We start from the raw sequence: 20121 nt of genomic DNA on the forward strand, positions 1-20121 counted from the left end.
ATTTTATAAGGCTTTTAGAGCGTGGTTTTTGCATTTATTAGTGCATCAACCACACTCAGGGCATCCTTGTTGATTTCAACATTATGCACTCTAAATATATCTGCACCGTTAAGACGCAAGATCGTACTTGTCGCAGCGGTGGCAGCATCACGCTGAGCAGCATCAGAACCGCCGATGATCTCACCGATGAAACGCTTGCGCGATGTACCGATAAGCCATGGCATATCAAATGCTTGCAACTCAGTAAAACGCGCCATTAACTGAAGATGATCCTGGGTATCCTTGGCAAATCCAAATCCAGGATCAAGCACAATCTGCGCCTGCTTAACACCAGCCCTATCAGCAATTTCGAGTGAGCGACGCAAAAACGCAAACTGGTCTTCAATCACATCCGGCAACACTGTGCGTTCTCGCCCCGTATGCATGATCACCAGTCCGGCACCGGTTTCAGCCGCGACCGCCGCAATATCAGGCTCTTTTTGTAAACCCCACACATCATTGACAATATGTGCACCGGCTTCCACCGCAAGGCGTGCGGTTTGCGCACGATATGTATCAACCGAGATCACACAGCCGGTTTCTCTCGCCAGCGCCTCAATGACCGGCAATATACGTGCCTGCTCCTGTTCTGCACTTATAGCAACAGCATCAGGACGGGTAGATTCCCCCCCGACATCAATAATATCCGCCCCCGCAACCAGCATAGCACGTGCTGCTGCAACAGCCGTGGCCACAGATTGATGCTGTCCGCCATCTGAAAAAGAGTCCGGAGTAATATTGAGAATCCCCATGATCAACGCCTTGGAGCCTGTCTGCAATATGCGCCCATGCGCCAGCTGCCATTCTCGTTTTATGGGAAAACTCTTAATCATATTCTCAATTAATCCTCAAAAACAACGCAGTTTCATCAACTTGCTATAGGTTCTTTACATATTTTATAGCTTGATAAAACCCGAAACGATAAAGCTGCAAGAGACAATTCTGCCATATTATGTGTTACAAGAAACAAACAAGGGTTTTCGTCAGCTTTTCCGTAGCTGAAGCCCCTCTTTAAAGGAACAGACAGATGTCCGGTAAAGTTCTCGGCCTCACTCTCACCGGCCTCACACTGTTATCCGCCACACTCTTAACTACTCAAGCGGATGCCGCTTCCATTATCCGTAAATACCAGTATTTTCCTGTCTATGGCACAACTGCCGAGCAATTGGATAAATCTCTGGCGAAAAACGGCCCCAAACTGCAAGATGGCGGCGAGAGCCATCCGGGAGCGACAAAAATCGCTTTTGATGCGCGTGTGAAATACAAATATGACGGTAAATATTGCCGTATATCCGGCGTCTTCGCCAATGTTCATGCCACTGTCTCTCTGCCGAAATGGAAAAACCGCAAACGTGCCAGCGCAGATACAGTGCTGATATGGGATACTCTCGTGCGGGATATTCGCCGCCACGAAGAAAGCCATATTATTATCGCCCGTGTTCATGCCTCAGAGCTTGAGCGGCAAATCCGCACCATGCGCAGTGAACGTGATTGCGCAAAATTGCGTGCCGGTGTTGATAAGATCACCGATGCTATATTTGCAGCCCATGAAAAAGCGCAGCAGCAATTTGATCGTGTGGAAACCATTAATTTTGAAGCCCGCTTTGAGCGCCTGCTAACCTACAGCCTTCAAAGGCGCTTAAATCAACAGAAGAACAACTCCTGATAAGCTTATGTTAAATAATAAAAAACCCTGCATATCACTATGCAGGGTTTTATTATACGCACGAATAAAACAGTCAGCTGACGCCAAGCTTTTTCTGCAAGCTGGTTGAAGAGGTTGTATACTGAAACACAACGCGCTCGCCCGGGCTGATGATGCGCTTGGCTGCCTGTGTCATCAATGCCGCTTCATGGAAACCGGACAGGATCAGCTTCAGCTTACCCGGATACCAGTTGATATCGCCAATCGCAAAAATGCCCGGCTCCGAAGTTTCAAACTTCTCAGTATCAACCTTGATCAGGTTTTCATGGAGGTTTAAGCCCCAGTCGGCAATCGGCCCGAGCTTCATAGTCAGACCGAAGAATGGCAGCATGCGCGAGGCCGGTAAAATTGTTTCTCCGTCAGCACCTTTAAGCTTAACCGCAGACAATTCACCATCTTCGCCTTCAAGGCCCGATACCTGCCCAACCTCAAAACGGATTTTACCCGCATCAACCAGTTCGAACATTTTCTTAACGCTGTCAGGCGCTGCACGAAATTCCGGACGGCGATGCACAACTGTCAGGCTTTTAACGATCGGCTGCAGGTTAAGCGCCCAATCCAGCGCACTGTCGCCACCGCCAACAATAACCAAATCCTGATCACGGAAAGCTTCAACGCGGCGTACAGAATAGAAAACGCTCTTGCCTTCATAGGCTTCAATGCCAGGCACCGGCGGACGCTTCGGCTGGAAAGAGCCACCACCGGCGGCAATTACCACAACTTTGGCTTCAAAAATCTCGCCCTCATCGGTCTCAACATGGAAAGAACCGTCTTCCTGACGTTCCAGCCTGTTGACCATGCGGTTGAAATGAAACTGTGGTGAAAACGGCTTGATCTGCTCCATCAGCTTGTCTGTCAGCAGCTGGCCGGAAATTTCAGGCCATGCCGGAATGTCATAGATCGGCTTTTCCGGATAAAGCTCGGCACATTGACCACCCGGGCGGTCAAGAATATCAATCAAATGGCATTTGAGGTCATAAAGACCCAACTCAAACACAGCAAACAGCCCTACAGGACCGGCACCGATAATGACAACATCCGTGCGGATAACTTCGCTCATATCTTCAATCTCGCTGTATCATAACAACTGCGCCAGCCATTACGATCTGTCACATTAATCTTATGCTCTGCCAGCTGTCACACAGAGCATGCTCTCTATTTGCCGCGCAACCGCAACGGACTAAATTCAACACGAGTTCTATAGTCAAGTTTAATTCAAAATCCTATAGGCTTTGCGAAACAGGTCATGAATAATCCCTGCAGTTTTTAATTTTTTGCAGCATACCCGTTTAAATGCATCACTAAAACAGCAAGATACAGATACAAATCTGTGTTTAACAGCTTCAAAACGGAATTATATTTTTTAAACCGATAAAAACAAATAAAGCGGCATGCATGTTATGCAAACCGCTTTATTCATTATTTACAGACGATGCTTTTATCGCAGGCGGTTTTTCAGCGCCTGATCAACACCTGATAACCCTTGGATAACCCATGGATCAACCTTGGCGTTCCGGAACCTGCACAACCAGCCCATCAAACGCATCACGCACAATGATCTGGCAAGACAGGCGTGAATTACCGCGTACGTCATAGGCAAAATCCAGCATATCTTCTTCCATCGGCTCAGGACCACCAACAATCTCTGTCCATGCATCATCCACATAGACATGACAGGTAGCGCAGGCGCAGGCACCGCCACACTCAGCATCAATACCCGGAATACCGTGGCGAATAGCATTTTCCATCACGGTGGAGCCGTTTTCCGCTTCAACTTCATTGCGGGCTGCGCCGTCAGCGGAAACAAATGTGATCTTGGTCATAAATTCATCCCGTTAAAACTCAGCATATTTCATCAATTGCAGGCCGGTGACCGCTGATGTTATACTGACCGTATAATAGAGTGCTGTTACACGGCAGATACGTGCTCCATCGCATGAGTTCAAGCGACAAATACCTCAGACCAGCATTATTGCGTCAATTAGAGCAGATTCCCTCGTAAAGCCCACACAAACCTGCTAGAAAAAACACATGCATTTTTTGCTACACTATGGCAAACTCTGCCACAATGTTATGCGTGTTTTATGCATATCTGATATAGGAATAAAGATTTCCACAATTAGCTTTAACTCAAAAAACCGCGCAATTGCTCAGTTTCAGTAGTTTAATAACGTCTCGCGTTAACCTTATTTTTAAACAATTCATCAACCGCAAATTACGCAGTTCCCATAAGGCTCCGGAAGTTTTAACCTATAGACTGCGCAACATGTCTATTGCCCAACGATTGAGTCAATCATGGGCAGATCCGGATATGGTCATTTGCGTTGTTATATGAGTACGGGGTATTACGGCTATGGCACAAAATACAAAAGCGCAAAAACTTGATCTTGATATGGAACAGGCTCTCTCAGACGGGCTGGACCTGGACTTCAATGACGATTTTGAGCTGGATTTGAATTTTGACCTTCCTGAGGCTGAGTTCTCGCTTGATGATCTGCAAAACCAGATTTCGCGCGCTGCTGAGGAACTGGCCATTGAGCAAAATGGCGCAACACTCGCTGCTGCCGCTGTATCATCGGTTAAAGGTAAGGCAACTGTATCTGAAGCCTCCGCTCCTGTGGTTGCGCAAGCTGAACCGGTTGCATTCGCTGACAAGCCAAAATCAGCCAAAGCAAAGACTGATAAAGCTACATTGCCTGCAACGCCGGTTACCCCTGCAACACCACCTGCTGTTACCCCGAGCAGTGTTAGCGTGTTGCAAGCCGCCAATCAGCCTGCCAATATAGTTGAAGACATTTCAAGCGCTCATAATAGTGATCAGTCTGATGCTCTGATGGACGACTTTAGGGAAGCTGATCAGCGCCTTGAAGCCGCTCTTGATCAGCCAGTTGCATCCCGCCCTATTGCAAATGACCCTATTGCAAACGGCTCACTACAAACGGCTGCACAAGCTTCAGCATCCGCCACACCATTTACACCTGCAAATGATGACCTGCGTAATGAAAACCTGCTGCTGCGCCGTACCAATGGCCGCACTTCCAGCGTTTTCTGGACAACAACCGCAGTCAGCGCCCTGTGGACTGCCGGCGGCCTTGCCCTTGGTAACGCACTGAGCCCGCAGGGTTTAACCTCGTTTCAGGCGATCAAAGACTTCTTCACTACGCCAACAGGCGTTGGCATTGCTGCCGGTATTGCCGTTCCGGTTGTGATGTTCTGGGGCTTTGCCCAGATGGTGCGCCGTGCACAGGAAATGCAAACCGCTGCCCGTCAGATGACTGCGGCGGCTCTGCGCCTAGCTTCGCCTGAAGCGGCTGCCGGTGACCGCGTTTCTACGCTTGGTCAGGCAGTGCGCCGTGAAGTAAATGCCATGAATGAAGGCATTGAACGCACCCTCGCCCGTGCGGTTGAGCTGGAATCGCTGGTGCAGACCGAGGTTCATCAGCTTGAACGTGCCTATAGCGATAATGAAGTACGCATCCGCGCATTGATTGCTGAACTGGGCAATGAGCGTGAAGCTGTGATCAGTCATGCAGAACGCGTACGCTCGTCAATCTCCGGTGCCCATGAGCATCTGAAAACCGAATTGTCTTCGGCCAGCGATATTATCCGCGACAATGTTCTGAATGTTTCAAGCGAGCTGAGCTCTTCCCTGTCGCATGCAGGTGAAACCATGATCAGCCGCCTGAACGAAAGCGGCACCGCGATTTCTGAAGCGATTGATACCCGCAGCACTGATCTTTCAACCCGTATCAGCGCATCGGGCGGCGATTTCGTCAATATTCTTGACACCCGCATTGCAACCCTTGAAGAGCGGTCAAAAGGCCTCACAGCAACGCTGACTGAAGCGCTCGATACCCGTACCACAAATATTGCTTCACTGCTGGGTGATGCGACCATGAATATGGTCACAGAATTCGATCAGCGTCTGGCGAACCTCAATTCAACTCTGGCAGAACGCGGTCACTCGCTGCTTACCGAGTTTGAAGGCCGTGCTCAAGCTATCGACAGCAGCACGGAAAAACTCAATGCGGCACTGGAAGTTCGCTCGCGTCAGATTAATGAAAACCTGATTGCCCGCACCCGTGAGATTGCTGAAACCTTCTCCGGCGTACGCTCTTCAATCAGCACCGTGGTTGATGAGACCAAAGCCAAACTTGGTGATGAACTTTCAGGCATTACAGATTCGGTTGCCGGTCTGCTTAATGATCGTGCCGGTCAGTTCATCTCGCAGATTGCTGATAGCCGTGAAACTCTGTCTTCAACACTGTCCGGCGAAGCTGAGCGCCTGAGCTCTGCGATGCAGGAGCATGGCCAGACCATTGCTGCACGCGGTGCCGATATTGAACGCGCTATTGCCAGCAATGCCACCAATCTCGACAATACAGCCAGCCAGCATGCCGCAATTCTGGAGCAGCGCACCAGTGATATGCGTGAAGCCATGGCTGCACATAATGCCAAGCTCAATGAAGTGTTTAGCGAGCAAGAAGGTCGTTTTGAAGAACGCGCATCTTCGCTTAAATCCACACTGGATCAGCAGCAAGGCGAATTCTCCCGCACTTTGGATGAGCGTAACCAGCATTTTTCGGAAGCGTTGCAAAATAGCAGCCAAGCCGTTGGCTCGCTTCTCAATGATCATATCAGCACCGTTGATGGCCATGCCGCGCAGCTGCAGGCAGCTTTGGTAAGTGGCACTGAAAATCTTGATGCCAATCTGCGTCAGCACAGTGATACGCTGGTACAGCGCACAGTTACGCTACAGGATGCTGTTGCCAATGCAACAGGCGCTTTACAGAGCACTTTTGACAATCAGACCGGTATTATTGAAGAGCGCACCTCGACAATGGAACGTGCTCTGAGCATGGGTGTCGACAATGTTCGTAAATCACTGGAGCAGAGCGCCTCAGTTGTTGCCGGTACCTTGCGTGAAAAAATTACCGAAGCTGCAAGCTCACTGACAGCAGAAGCTGCAAAAGCCGGTGATGCCCTGCATGGTTTTGGTGAAAACTTTAACGACCGCCTGATTGAAAATCTCAATGGCACAGAAGCCCGTCTTGGTGAGCGCGCCAGCCAGATTGCCTCTGGTCTTGAAGCCATTGAAAGCCGCCTCACCGGCGAACTCAGCACCATTGAAACGCGGATTGCAGAAACAGCATCGCGCACAAGTGATGTGCTTGGCTCGCATAGTGAAGCTTTCAGCGCCCGTGTTCTGGAAAATCTTTCCGGCACAGAAGCCCGCCTCACTGAACGCGCCGATACAATCGCATCCGGCATTAATGAAGTAAGCAACCGCCTCACCGGCGAGCTCAACACCATTGAATCGCGGATAGCAGAAACAGCATCGCGTACAAGTGATGTGCTTGGCTCGCATAGTGAAGCTTTCAGCGCCCGTGTTCTGGAAAATCTTTCCGGCACAGAAGCCCGCCTCACCGAACGTGCCGACGCAATTGCCATGGGTCTTGGTGAAATCGGCTCGCGTATTACCGGCGAACTGGGTGTGATTGAAGCACGCATTTCTGATGCCACGCAGAACACATCCTCAACGCTTGAAGAACGTACCCGTGAACTTAATGCGGTTCTCGCCGCCCGTTCGCAGGAAATTACCCGTATTCTCGCGGATACTGCAGAGCCATTGGTGCAGCGCCTTGCCGATAGTGGTCAAGGTCTGGCCAGCCAGCTCGAGCAGGCAACCCATGCTGCAACAGACCGTCTGCGCGCTGAAAATGCCGCTCTGGTCAATGCATTGGCCAGCCGCACTGCTGAAACAATCTCTGCTGTGCAGGAAGCTAAAAGCAATCTTTCGGATGGCGTGGGCAGCCTGATCGACCGTTTGGCAAGTTCGAATAGTGAACTTGGCCAGCTGATCGACAAGGCAACGCTCAACCTCAACGATATTGATACCCGTCTGGTTGAAACCACATCGAATTTTGCCGAAAGCACCAATAAAGCAGCTCAGATATTCTCAAGCTCAAGCGTGGTGATCGATAGCAATATTGGCGCCTTGCGTTCGCTCTCAGGCAATACGCTGACCCAGATTGCAGATATTTCCAAGCGATTTGAAGACCACAGCGTTGTTCTTTCCCGCGCATCCGATTTGATCGGCACAGCACAGAACGGCCTGACTGACACATTGTCAGAACGTCAGGATGCATTGGAACGCCTGTCTGCCGGTCTGATTGCCAAGTCTGAAAACATCGAGAAAGTGATGCAGGGCTTTGAAGGTCTGATCACCTCTGCTCTTGAGCGTACCGAAGGCCGCACACGCAATTCAACCGAACAACTGCGCAATGCGATCACAGAAGTTGTCGAACAAGCCGCGCATAAATTTGCCTCGGCGACGGATGAAATTCGTCGTACCTCTGCAGAAATCCGCAGCGAACTGGATGCAACCCGTGGTGAGCTGAAACGCGGTGTATTGGATATGCCGGTTGAAGCCAAGGAATCAACCTCTGCTATGCGCAAAGCCGTTTCTGAGCAGATTAGCGCTCTGAAAGAACTGGCCTCTATAGTCAACAAATCCGGCCGTCTGGTTGATGTTGGTGACAGCCGTGCCGACCGCACAGTGGCAAAGCAAGCTGCACCGGTGCAGCAGGTTGCCTATGCCCAGCAAACCGCAGCACCAGCACCGCAACCGGCACAGAGCTTTACACCGGCCTATAATACGGCACCTGCGCCTCAGACTGCATCAACAGCGCCAACATCAGCTCCACAGGAGCCTGCACGTGGCGGCTGGGTCAGCAATCTGCTCGCCCGCGCTTCAGCGGATGAAGAAGAAGCGCCGGCACCGCGCAGCCAGAGCAATGTTACCCCGCAGCGTTCGGCAGCCCATGTGGTTGACAGCCTGAACTCCCTGTCGGTTGATATTGCCCGTGCGATTGATCATGAAGCCTCTGTTGAGCTTTGGGATCGGTACCGCCGTGGTGAGCGCAATGTGTTTACACGCCGTCTTTATACGCTGAAAGGTCAGCAGACCTTTGAAGAGATCAAGCGTAAATACCAGATGGATGGTGACTTCCGCCGTGCAGTTGACCGTTACATGGATGATTTCCAGCGTCTTCTTGAGGATGTTGCCCGTAATGATCGCGACAATATGGTTACGCAGACCTATCTGACATCTGATACCGGTAAGGTTTATACCATGCTGGCCCACGCATCAGGTCGCTTGCGCTAAACAGATCACTAGATCCAATTTGAGTGGTTTGCGCTCAAACCGTACAAAAACATTTAAAGGCGGGATTTTCCCGCCTTTTTTGATTTTACATCCATAAACGTGCATCTGCTTTTTTATAACTGCTTTGTCCGCACAGATCACATTCACGTTAAAGCGTCTCATTTATCTTTCTGTTCGCAATAATTTCTTGCCTTGAAACGCCTTACGAGTTCTATAGTGTGCTATAAAGAAAACAGCATATATGGCAGCACAGACAGAGCTGCCATCAGACAGATATTTCGGAGAAACCATGTCCCAGTCCGCAGCGCGATACCCTGACACCCAGCTTTTGATCAATGGCGAATGGCGCAACGCATTGAACGGACGCACAATTGACGTGTTCAATCCGGCAACCGGCGAAGTTATCGGCAAAGTTGCCCATGCGGAAAAAGCTGATCTGGATGCGGCATTGGATGCAGCTGCTAAAGGCTTCAAAATCTGGTCTGAAACATCCCCTTATGAGCGCTCCAAATTTATGCGCCGTGCTGCAGATCTGCTGCGTGAGCGCGCCGATACTATTGCGCCAATTCTGACCTATGAGCAGGGCAAGCCGGTGGCTGAGGCCAAGGGCGAAATTCTGGCTGGTGCCGATATTATTGAATGGTTTGCTGAAGAAGCCCGCCGCACCTATGGCCAGATTATTCCTGCGCGCGCTGCCGGCGTTTCGCAGATGGCTATTAAACTGCCTGTCGGCCCTGTGGCAGCCTTCACTCCATGGAACTTCCCGATCAATCAGGTTGTACGCAAGCTGTCTGCCGCCATTGCTGCCGGCTGCTCCATCATTGTTAAAGCACCGGAAGAAACGCCGGCTTCACCTGCTGAATTAATCCGTGTTTTTGTTGATGCAGGCATTCCGGCAGGTGTGGTTAATCTGGTTTATGGCATTCCGGCAGAGATTTCCGAATATCTTATTCCGCATCCGGTTATTCGTAAAATCTCGTTTACCGGCTCTACTCCGATCGGTAAACAGCTGGCAGGTCTTGCAAGCCAGCATATGAAATTATCGACAATGGAACTCGGTGGTCACGCACCTGCAATCATTTTTGATGATGCAGACGTGGAAAATGCAATTGCCGTGTTGGCAGCATCCAAATTCCGTAATGCCGGTCAGGTTTGCGTATCGCCGACCCGTTTTCTGGTTCAGGAAAATGTCTATGAGCAGGCTGTTGCCTCCTTCACTGAAAAAGCCAAGGCGATCAAGGTCGGCAATGGTTTTGACAGCGGCGTCGATATGGGGCCGCTGGCCAATGAGCGCCGTATTCCTGCGCTTGAAGCCCTAATTCAGGATGCGGTTGATAATGGCGCAAGACTGATGACCGGCGGACGCCGCATCGGCAATGTGGGTAACTTCTTCGAGCCGACAGTGTTGGCGGATGCGCCTAAAACCTCACGTATCATGAATGAAGAGCCATTTGGGCCGGTCGCCGTTTTCTCATCCTTCAAAACACTTGATGAAGTGATTGATGAAGCAAACCGCCTGCCTTTTGGTCTGGCCTCCTATGCCTTCACCCGCTCGGCACATAATGCCCAGCAGCTCGGATTGCGGATTGAGGCTGGTATGACCACGATTAATCATCTTGGCCTTGCTTTGCCGGAAGTTCCTTTCGGCGGCATCAAGGACTCAGGCTATGGTACTGAAGGTGGTTCTGAGGCGATTAACGCTTATCTCAATACCAAATTCGTGACCCATAAGATCATCTGACACTTAATCCGCCATAACAAAAAACCGGCCTGATAACGCAGGCCGGTTTTTTATTTTTATCAGAACACACACAATGCAGGTCAGATCATTGCTTTGATCTTGTTATAAAGTGCTTTCGGAACTTTAATACCATTCTCGGCTGATCTTTTACGGGCTTGATAGCGGCGTTCACCGGGTAGCCGCGCCCCCTGCGCAGTAATACGCGCAAAAAGGTCTTCAGCACCGTCATCCGCAATTGGCTTACCGGCTACAGCTGACATCAAATCCGGATTGAACGCAATAATAAGCTCACCATGACATGGCGCTGCACGCGCCCCCTGATCAAATGCCGCCGATTGCCTGCTGGTTCTGTCGCCAATAAATGGCCCCGCTAACAGCTCGATCATCGTCGCAAGAGCCGAGCCCTTATGCCCGCCAAAAGGTAACATCGCGCCTGCAAGCACCGCAGCCGGATCTGTAGTTGGCTGGCCATCTGCATCAACACCCCAATCCGCAGGGATAGCACGACCTTCCTGCCGGTACAGCGCAATATCGGCACGCGCAGCAGCGCTCGTTGCAAAGTCAAAAACATAAGGTGCATGCTTGGTGCGTGGCCAGGCAAAAGCAATAGGATTAGTGCCCAAAGCACCCGATATGCCGCCGGCAGGTACAACCCAGTCATGGGTCGGGTTCATCGACAAAGCCGCCAAGCCGTTCTCGGCAAGCTCTTCAACAACCGGCCATAATGCTGTGGAATGAAAACCGTTATTAATCGCCAGAACAGCAATACCAATACGTTTTGCATTGCTGATTAGCTGTGGCAATGCGCGCTCAACCGCCAATATTGAAAACCCGTAATTCGCATCAACCTGTATCACAGCAGGTGTGATTTCAACCGGCTGCGGATCAGCCTCTCTGTTGAAAGCCGGATGTGCCATAGTTTCAAGTGTTCCGGCCAATCTCTGCAATCCGTGCGAGCGGCATTCATCACGTTGTGCTTTGTATAAAACCGTGGCCAGTGCATTTGATTGTGCATCAGATAATCCGTGCTTAGTCAAAAATGAATAAGCAAGATTGAATACATCTTTATCGGAAAGAGCAATTTGCTCCTGCTCAACTATAACTGTCACGTTTCGCCTCCACCAATACGCGGTAACTGCGGCAGCATATCTGCACATGCTGTCCGGCATGCATGATGTCATCGGCTACGCGCAACAAATTTGCAACGCCTCAGTTCAAACCGCTACAGATATAGGCGTGCGCCATTCGTAATCAGCCAAAGAACCGCTGGTATACAGGCACAAAAATGCCCGCAATATGCTGAAATAGTTAGTCCTAAAACTTTATGGCATATTCATTTTAAACTGCCTCATGTGAAATTTCACTATGCATTCCCACATTACGGAGAAAGAATGATACGCTTTAAAAATCGTTACACCGGAGAGTTTTTGGAATTAAGACCTCAGAAAACCTATACAGAGCACAGCAGAGACTGGTATTTTTATCCCATAGGTTCTGACCTCAAAGCTGGAGAGATATCCTTTACAAATGAATTCGGCATTACCAAAAAAAAAATATATGAGAACGAAATTGATTTATATGGGAGTGAAAAAGACCCGCTGCAAAGAAAAGTAGAGATACAGGATATTAATGAAGAAACACTCTTAGTATGTGGCATCAATGCTTTGGGGATGAAACGAAATTCACCTGAATACAAGCTCCGACCTGGGCTTGGACGATTAATGATGTACTTAGCCTGTAAAGATGGGCAAGAAAGAGGGCTCAACTTTATCAAACTTGACTCTGTCGAAGAAGCAGCCCCGTTTTATCGCCGAATGGGTATGCATCATCGGGATACGCAATTTTTAGACCTAGATCCTATAACGCCCTCCCATGGCGGTCAGATCGAACGTATTTCAAAAGACTGGCTCTCAAATTTCTCTGCACACTATAACTACGCCCGCAGCCACGATCATATGTTCTGTGAAATCAAAACTGTACTGTCTTTAATAAGTACAGAAACTGAAAAACAGTGGAGCAGAATTTAACACTGTCGTTATTACAGGTAATTATTTGACGATTTTCCGGGTTGTTTGTGTATTGTAAAACCGAATAAGCCATTCAATCTGGTTGCGGCATGATTTTGTAAACTTAAAAACACCTTAAAAGCTTTAGAAACCAAGGTTTCCAATATAGCCTGACCCTTACTGAAACACAGATTAAGACATTGGATAAAAAAGCAAAATATGATGAGGCTTTGATACATTTCTTTGCTCATCCGCCAGATTTAGCAGCCCGGCTCTGTGTTTGACGATCTGTATAAGTTCCGACTTTATCTGACAAATCAGATCAACAACCTGCATCGATACAATAATACTTTTTTAATCTATGTACCCGGAGATTTAGAGATCACCTGGCTAATGATAGCGCTGTAAGTTATCATTGCAGGACGAAATTATTCATCCTGCAATGATAAGGATCGGTTCAGTTTTCGTGATTACTTCAAGTATTAATCATGTGAAGGCGTGATGCTTTTCAACTCTATCGAGCAGCTGAAATTTACCACTTTACGCGTAGTCCGACAGTGCCCTTGTAAGTATAATTGTCTCCGAAATTTTGCAGAGACGTATTCACAGAACCTTCACCGTAGACTGAATACTTGTCATTATTTAAATTATATGACCCACCAAGACCAATGCCACCCCATAGACGATCTTTACGTGATATAAAGTCAGAGCCTGACACATCTATGGATGTACCATCCAAAAATTCGTAATAGAGGTTAGCAATACCATAGACATAGGTCCGGTCGATGGTGCCTTTGTCATTATACCAAGAGTTTTGATGATCAACACTCAAGCCTATGCGGCCTTGAAGGCTGTCACCTTTATTCAGGCTCACATTCGCACCAAAAACATCGTCGAATTTGTCAAAACCAATATTGGAGTAGACGAGTTGTGCTTGCGGCGTGACAGACCATGACTGATCAACAGTAATCCGCTTACCACCCTCAATCGACAATCCATATCCAAAGGCATTATTGCCACTTATCAAGTCATGGCTCTGATTGGCACTCAGATTACTCTTATACCATGTTAGCTGAGCCTGACCGTCAAGATAAAATCCATTATCACCATACCAGGTCAGCGTGCCGCCAAATCCATAGCCGTCGGTGGAAATTTTGCCATCGCCGTAGCCGTCAATACCATCCTTCCAGAAGGTATCTGCGTTACCTTTAACATAGTGGACGGTGATGCCGCCGAGCAATTTGCCGTTCTCATTTTCCGCCAGCATGCCATCCAAGCCTGCCTGAATACGGAACATATTGTAGTTATAATCAGTATTGGATGTTGAATATTTGGGATTAATCTTAGTCTGGCTACCTTCAATACGGCCCCAAACACCATTACTCTCGATAAGAACGCCGGCTTCATACGGTGTCGCATAAGGTGTACCAATAGGGTCTGCGCCCTCTGCCAGCATGATATTACCAGCATTACTCCAATAACGATTACCAACTCGCTGCTGTAAAGTGGGCAAACCATTCAGGCCCAACAGAATTTGAGGATAGGCCTCATAACTTGGAACTCCCGGCTGATAAAGTGGTTGCTTTGGATCAACAGGCGGATCTACGGGATCAACAGGAGGTGCTACGGGATCGATCAACTGGGAACGTAGATACCAGTTACCATCTGCCGGGGCAGATATACTGCCCTGATAAAGCCTATAGGCATAAGCACCTCCGACGACAGCTTGATCACCATTAAAGGTTGTATCGCCTAAAAGGGAAAAACTGCCTTCAGAAGCACCCGCCACATCGATCAGCTTTATGCCCTCAACGGTTTGAGCACCGCCCCCATTAACATTGTTCACCTTCACATTGGCTTCACCTGAGGTGTTGCCATCCACACGAAGCATATCGGTTGGGGACGTGTCGTCACCAAGTACTGTGTTAAACAGGATCATGCCTTCTGTGCCGATATAATTACCTGCCGTGAGTGTTTTAAAATTTCCATCAATTGGTGGCGTGAAAGCAATGGTACCGCCATTTGTCAATATTTGCGAAATCGTGGAATTATCGGTCACATTCCAGAGGCTTTCAGAGTTAAGCGTAACATTCGTGGCATTATTGGTAGCGCCGGTAAGTTGGCTTGCATCCAGATTCACATTGGCAATATTGTCAGTTCCAGCAAAAACATCGCCATTAAGTACCGAGTTTTTAGCATCCAAATTGACTATGCTGTGATTACCATCGGCATCATCACGTGCATTGAGAAAAACACCCCCACCCTTTTCGGCTGTAACACTATCAAAACTGACTGCAAGCGTTGCGCCTTCGGAGCGTATATTATCACTCTGTGAGGACTGAAGCACCGTATTCGATATATTGACCTTATTGGTCTCACCAGAGGCTATTTGGGTAGCATAGATCGCTGCCGCATCGGCTCCACTGGTGGTGATTATGGAGTTATTGGCCGTAATTATACCGCCGTCATACACAGAAAGGCCGTTTGCGCCCTGACCAGTGGTGGCGATGCTGCCGCTTGTAGTCGAGATTTCACCCAGATTGCCAGCATAGACGCCTTGAGCGTTCGTGCCATTAGTCTTTATAATCGTTGCGGTAGTTGTGATAATCGTGCCCGCATCTGAAGCATGCAATCCGTTGGCTTGGGAGCCTTGCGTTATCACCTGGCCGCCACTTAAGCTGATATTCGCTGCGTCTTTGGCATCTGCTCCCTGCGCATCATCCGCATTGGTTTGCGCTACAAGATCTGTCGCAATGATTGAAGATCCATTACCCGATGCTTTAAGTCCATCGGCTCCATTTCCGGTTGTCGTTATACTACCACGCGTGAGCACAATGGATGCAGCTCTCTCAACAACGGCCCCGTGAGCATTCTCTCCACTTGTTGTTGTGATCGTATCTGTAGCAGTGATAGCCGATTCCAGATCCTGCGCGTGAATTCCATAAGCGCCTGTGCCCGATGTTGTAACCCCAGCCGCAGCATCAAGGCTGATTTTGCCCTTTCTTTGGGCAAACAACCCAGAGGCCGAATTACCTTCCGTATCAATTTGCAAGCCACCATCACTGATGACTATTCCTGAATTTTGCGCGAGAATACCGTAAGCAAAATTGCCAACGGTCCAAACTCTATTCTTATCTCTGCTGTCTGTAGAGAGTTTGATAGTACCAACATTAGCTTCAATGGCTTGTTTATTATTCGCTTTCGTCGCCACATTTACATCAGTCGCAATTATATTTGTACCCAAATCCAATGCATGCAATCCAAAGCCAGCAGATGAAGTAATATCGCTATTGGTAATGATAGCTGTGCCACCACGTGCGCTCACTATGCCGGTGCCCGATGTGTTAAATGTGGTGCCTGTCACTGTTAGGAGTGCATCAGAGCCGGTGGCCCATAAACCATAAGAACCGCTTCCGGTAGACGTAACTATCGAGCCTGAAAGCAAGGTTGCTTGTGAGCCAGATTCGACCAACACTACATGGGCTGCATTGCCGCCGGTCGTCAAAGAGACAGCACCATCCGCAATGATTTTTCCTCCATTAGATGCAAAAAAAGCATAACCGGCGCCGCCGCGTGCCGTTCCAGTATCTATGATAGTGCCGGCAGCTACTTGCTCTGTTGTAGCATCAGCGATAACTCGCTGTGCCATAGCAGGTGATGTTAGTAAGTAAATTCCGGATATTATAATTGAAAAAGACGTTGAAGATAAAAATTGCCTTTTTCTTAATTTTATAATTTTCATACTAATTAAACCACTTCAATTTCTTTTTTATCAACGCAATCGACATCTATATTAATCATTAAATAACGAGCGATTTTTTTGATTAAGGTTGTAAATACGTTTCATAAACGTGGCTTTGTATAGTATATGTTCATGACAATAATATATCAGCATTAGCTAATATATTATTGTCATGAAGTTATTCACGCTGTTGATTTATGCAAGTTTTATCTATGCTCCGCCCAACTGAAGGTGCCGTGCCTGTGGCCGAACTTTTTCGGGAGCATGGGATGAGCGGCACATCGTCCTACAAGAGGTGCTCCAAGTGCGGTGGGATGCACGCATTAATGATTGTTCAGACAAAGGCATTGAATGATCACAAGCAGAAAAAAGCAATTGATCCAATGAATCGATCGCCTGGCGAAGCAACCGACGGCTTAAGAAGATTTTTGCAGAGCTCAGCTAGCAGAACGAGCTTTTGAAGGAAGCCCTTTGAAAAAAGTAACTGGCCCATTTCAGCTACGAGAGATGGTCGTGGAGCGGCGCGGGGATTAGCATTGCCCTTGCCTGCCGAACCTTCATCATTAGAGAGACCTACTATCGTTACATTAGCAAGCTTAGTTTAAAGATGTTGTGCTGCACGATCTTCGCCAGAGTGCGGCAGTGTGGATGGCTGAGGCTAGCATATCAATGGATTAGATAGTGCAGCACTTAGGACACTCATCAACAACGTTCACTTTCAAGGCCTATGCGCGATTCTCGCCGGACTACTTACCTAAAGCCTCTTCTGCATTGGACTTATAGGTTCATTTGAACCTCTGGTAACTGCCTGAAAAATATTAAGTCATTGATTTTATTGGCGCACCCGACAGGATTCGAACCTGTGACCTCTGCCTTCGGAGGGCAGCACTCTATCCAGCTGAGCTACGGGTGCGCATCAGGAACATAATCCCTTGGATATCAAAGCTTCTAACCGATGCCTTGCTCCGCATCAATGGGGCAAAGGCTAAAATGTTGCGGAATATATATGAAAACTGCGCAAGCAGACGTCACAGGTTCGAAGCCTGACAACTGCAACCTTAATCAGCAAAGAATTGTGTGCTCATCCATTAAACTCCGCATTATGTAGCCACAAAGGACTGGAAGTCCTTTTATTTTTGACTCTGCCTAAGTCAAATTCAGGCGCTTATGAATTTTTTGATTCAGGTTTCAGATTTTTAAGAACACAACCCCATATACAGAAAACCACATCCAACTTTTAGCGCGATAATTAATACTACCGTATTGCATAGCAATTCAAAAAGCTGTTTATTGACTATAACAGACCATCGATACTGGTTCGCCGGTATTCATCTGCTCTTTATAGCTCAGGTAGTTTTATGTCCGATATCGTTCCCCCAACTTCTGAATTCCGGTTAGATGACCTCATCAGCCCTGTAGACATTGCGCTTGATCAGTGGGGTATCGCTCATATCCGCGCTGACAACAGCCACGATCTGTTTTTCGCACAAGGCTATAATGCAGCGCGTGACAGGCTGTGGCAGATTGATTTATGGCGCAAGCGCGGGCTGGGCCTATTAGCTGCAGATTTTGGTCCCGGCTATCTGGCGCAGGATCACGCCTCCCGTCTCTTCCTTTACAATGGCGATATGCAGGCCGAATGGGCCGCTTATAAAGATGACACCGAAACAATCTGCGGTGCTTTTGTCAGCGGTATTAATGCCTATGTTGCGAGAGTGTTGAGTGGTGACGAAGCACTGCCGCCTGAATTCGTTTTGCTTAACACCAAGCCGTCTTATTGGGCAGCGCAGGATGTCGTGCGTATCCGCAGCCATTGCCTGACCCGCAATGCCTTGTCTGAAGTTGTGCGTGCGCAAATCATGGCGCGGTCTTCGCAAAAAGCGGATGCCTTGCGTAAGCAAATCGAGCCCTATATTGACCTGAGTGCAGACAGTGATCTGGCCTTGAAGGATATTCCGCTCAAGGTTATCGACCTGTTTAAACTGGCCACGGCACCCGTAAGTTTTAGTCAGGATCGTTTGAGTGCTACGCTCGATCAGGCACAGCGCTGGAATAATGTGAATGCCCTTGGCGAAGTTGTTATGGCAACCGACAGTCAGGGCTCTAACAACTGGGCAATTGCCGGATCACGCAGCCAGACCGGCCGCCCGATAATGGCAACGGATCCACACAGAACTCACGCTATTCCGTCTGTGCGCTATCTTGTTCATCTGTCTATGCCTGGCTTTGATTGTATTGGCGCCGGTGAACCATCGGCGCCGGGAATTTCTTTAGGTCATAATGGATTCAATGCCTTTTCACTGACAATATCCGGTGCCGATCAGGAAGATGTCTATGTATATGAGACACAAACCGGCAATCCGGATGCCTATCGGTATCAAGGCGGGTGGGAAAATATTACAACGCTCACGGAACGCTTTGAAGTAAAAGGATATCCGGCACAAAATCTGCCATTGCGCTTTACCAGACACGGGCCAGTTGTACTTGAAGAGCAGGATAAATCGCGTGCCTATGCCATTCGCACAGTATGGACTGAGCCCGGCTCGGCACCCTACATGGCCAGCCTGTCTTTGATGCGGGCTAAAACTTATGAAGATTACCGCAAGAGCCTGCAAAATTGGGCAACACCTTCAGTCAACCATCTCTATGCCGATATGGATGGCAAGATTGCATGGCAGATTGTAGGAAAATCACCGGTGCGCCCGAATTGGAGCGGTTTACTGCCGGTTGCCGGTGATGGCCGCTATGAATGGCAGGGCTTTATGGCTGCCAATGATTTACCGGTCACCCTCAATCCTGAAAAGGGTTTTGTGGCAACAGCCAATGAAATGAATATTTCACCGGAATGGGGCACTAAAAAACCCGGCATCGGTTATGAATGGGTTGATGCCAGCCGTTCCGAGCGTATTCACCAAGTGCTTGAACAGCAGCCTGAGCACAGTCTGCAAGATTCAGGCCGGCTACAAAACGACCTGTTTTCCATGGCAGCGTTTCGTGCCTGTAAAGTGCTTGAAAATTTACATCTTTCAGACTCTGATGCCTGCCATGCAGCAGAGTTTCTAGATGGTTGGGATTACCATATGCTGGCGGCTTCACCGCAGGCGGCGCTGTTTGAAGTTTGGATGAGCAGCCATTTGAAACCGGCCTTTTATGCTCTTTTCATTGAAGATGCGAAAACGCGCGCTTTGCTGCAACCGGGCGATATCCAAACGGCATTGGCGATTTTGGAAGACCCGAAAAGCTGGCTCGAAACCAACCCGCAGCAGCAGATGCAGGGGCTGGTTGAAGCCACGCTGAAAGCAGCATGGGCTGATTGCCTGACGCGTTTTGGCAATGATCCAAGCCAATGGCGATGGGGGGATTTGCATCGCCTGCATCTCAAGCACGCGCTGAGCGATGCCTTTCCGCAAACGGCTGATGCAATGAGCATTGCGCCGATCGCTTTAGGCGGCAGTGGCTCAACGCCGATGTATGGCGCTTATCGGCCTAGTGATTATCAGGCGATAACAGGGCCGTCCGTGCGGATGATTTTCGATGTTGGTGCGTGGGATAACAGCCTGTTTGTGAACTTGCCCGGTCAGTCCGGCGATCCGGCATCAGCCCATCATCATGACCTGACCAATGATTGGCTGGAGGGGCGCTATCAACCGCTGCTCTATACCAAAGCAGCAGTTGAAAAAAATATTGTGCAGATCATCAAGCTGATGCCGTCTGCTTAAG

At 48.8% G+C, this 20121-nt stretch carries 9 protein-coding genes, 1 tRNA gene and 3 pseudogenes; 7 read left to right on the plus strand and 6 right to left on the minus strand.

Going from position 1 to position 20121, the window contains the following annotated elements; all coding sequences use genetic code 11:
• Nucleotides 1–14: 14 nt before the first annotated feature.
• Nucleotides 15–854: a dihydropteroate synthase gene (gene folP / locus MP213Fo_RS00805; RefSeq protein WP_421090955.1), complete on the minus strand. Its 840-nt coding sequence runs from the start codon at nucleotides 852–854 to the stop codon at nucleotides 15–17.
• Nucleotides 855–1066: 212 nt separating this feature from the next.
• Here folP and MP213Fo_RS00810 point away from each other — a divergent pair, with 212 nt between their 5' ends.
• On the plus strand, nucleotides 1067–1705 hold the full coding sequence (locus tag MP213Fo_RS00810) for a DUF922 domain-containing Zn-dependent protease (protein WP_421089814.1): 639 nt from the start codon (nucleotides 1067–1069) through the stop codon (nucleotides 1703–1705).
• Between the two features lie 73 nt (nucleotides 1706–1778).
• Here MP213Fo_RS00810 and MP213Fo_RS00815 read toward each other — a convergent pair whose 3' ends face one another.
• Both MP213Fo_RS00815 and MP213Fo_RS00820 read right to left on the minus strand, forming a co-directional pair.
• Nucleotides 1779–2804, minus strand: coding sequence for an NAD(P)/FAD-dependent oxidoreductase (locus MP213Fo_RS00815; protein ID WP_421089815.1), 1026 nt, complete (start codon nucleotides 2802–2804; stop codon nucleotides 1779–1781).
• Nucleotides 2805–3243: 439 nt separating this feature from the next.
• Nucleotides 3244–3567, minus strand: a complete 324-nt coding sequence (locus MP213Fo_RS00820) for a 2Fe-2S iron-sulfur cluster-binding protein (RefSeq protein ID WP_421089816.1) — start codon at nucleotides 3565–3567, stop codon at nucleotides 3244–3246.
• A 1121-nt stretch (nucleotides 3568–4688) separates the two neighbouring features.
• Between MP213Fo_RS00820 and MP213Fo_RS00825 the strand changes: the two are divergent.
• The 3 genes and pseudogenes from MP213Fo_RS00825 to MP213Fo_RS00835 form a co-directional block, all read left to right on the plus strand.
• Nucleotides 4689–8322, plus strand: a pseudogene (locus MP213Fo_RS00825) (kinesin); the annotation flags it as partial.
• A 146-nt stretch (nucleotides 8323–8468) separates the two neighbouring features.
• Nucleotides 8469–8912, plus strand: a pseudogene (locus MP213Fo_RS00830) (hypothetical protein); the annotation flags it as partial.
• Between the two features lie 289 nt (nucleotides 8913–9201).
• Entirely contained in the window at nucleotides 9202–10653 is a 1452-nt protein-coding gene (locus tag MP213Fo_RS00835) for an NAD-dependent succinate-semialdehyde dehydrogenase (protein WP_421089817.1), read from the plus strand.
• An 80-nt stretch (nucleotides 10654–10733) separates the two neighbouring features.
• Here the strand turns inward: MP213Fo_RS00835 and MP213Fo_RS00840 are convergent, their stop codons facing one another.
• A complete protein-coding gene (locus MP213Fo_RS00840; protein WP_421089818.1) occupies nucleotides 10734–11762 on the minus strand; it encodes an Ldh family oxidoreductase in 1029 nt (342 codons plus the stop codon).
• Nucleotides 11763–12044: 282 nt separating this feature from the next.
• On the opposite strand from MP213Fo_RS00840, the gene MP213Fo_RS00845 reads away from it, so the two are divergent.
• Nucleotides 12045–12680, plus strand: coding sequence for a hypothetical protein (locus tag MP213Fo_RS00845; protein WP_421089819.1), 636 nt, complete (start codon nucleotides 12045–12047; stop codon nucleotides 12678–12680).
• 511 nt (nucleotides 12681–13191) lie between these two features.
• Here MP213Fo_RS00845 and MP213Fo_RS00850 read toward each other — a convergent pair.
• Nucleotides 13192–16308 (minus strand): autotransporter outer membrane beta-barrel domain-containing protein, encoded by a 3117-nt coding sequence (locus MP213Fo_RS00850; protein ID WP_421089820.1) that lies wholly within the window; start codon nucleotides 16306–16308, stop codon nucleotides 13192–13194.
• Nucleotides 16309–16598: 290 nt separating this feature from the next.
• Between MP213Fo_RS00850 and MP213Fo_RS00855 the strand changes: the two are divergent.
• Nucleotides 16599–16999, plus strand: a pseudogene (locus MP213Fo_RS00855) (hypothetical protein); the annotation flags it as partial.
• 238 nt (nucleotides 17000–17237) lie between these two features.
• On the opposite strand, the gene MP213Fo_RS00860 reads toward MP213Fo_RS00855, so the two are convergent.
• Nucleotides 17238–17314: transfer RNA gene (locus tag MP213Fo_RS00860), tRNA-Arg, on the minus strand.
• Nucleotides 17315–17759: 445 nt separating this feature from the next.
• Between MP213Fo_RS00860 and MP213Fo_RS00865 the strand changes: the two genes are divergently transcribed.
• Nucleotides 17760–20120 carry a penicillin acylase family protein gene (locus MP213Fo_RS00865; RefSeq protein WP_421089821.1) on the plus strand — a complete coding sequence of 787 codons (2361 nt, stop codon included), beginning with the start codon at nucleotides 17760–17762 and terminating at the stop codon, nucleotides 20118–20120.
• Nucleotide 20121: the final 1 nt, after the last annotated feature.

This window comes from Pseudochrobactrum mosebachae (assembly GCF_048914685.1).
Classification (GTDB): Bacteria; Pseudomonadota; Alphaproteobacteria; order Rhizobiales; family Rhizobiaceae; genus Pseudochrobactrum.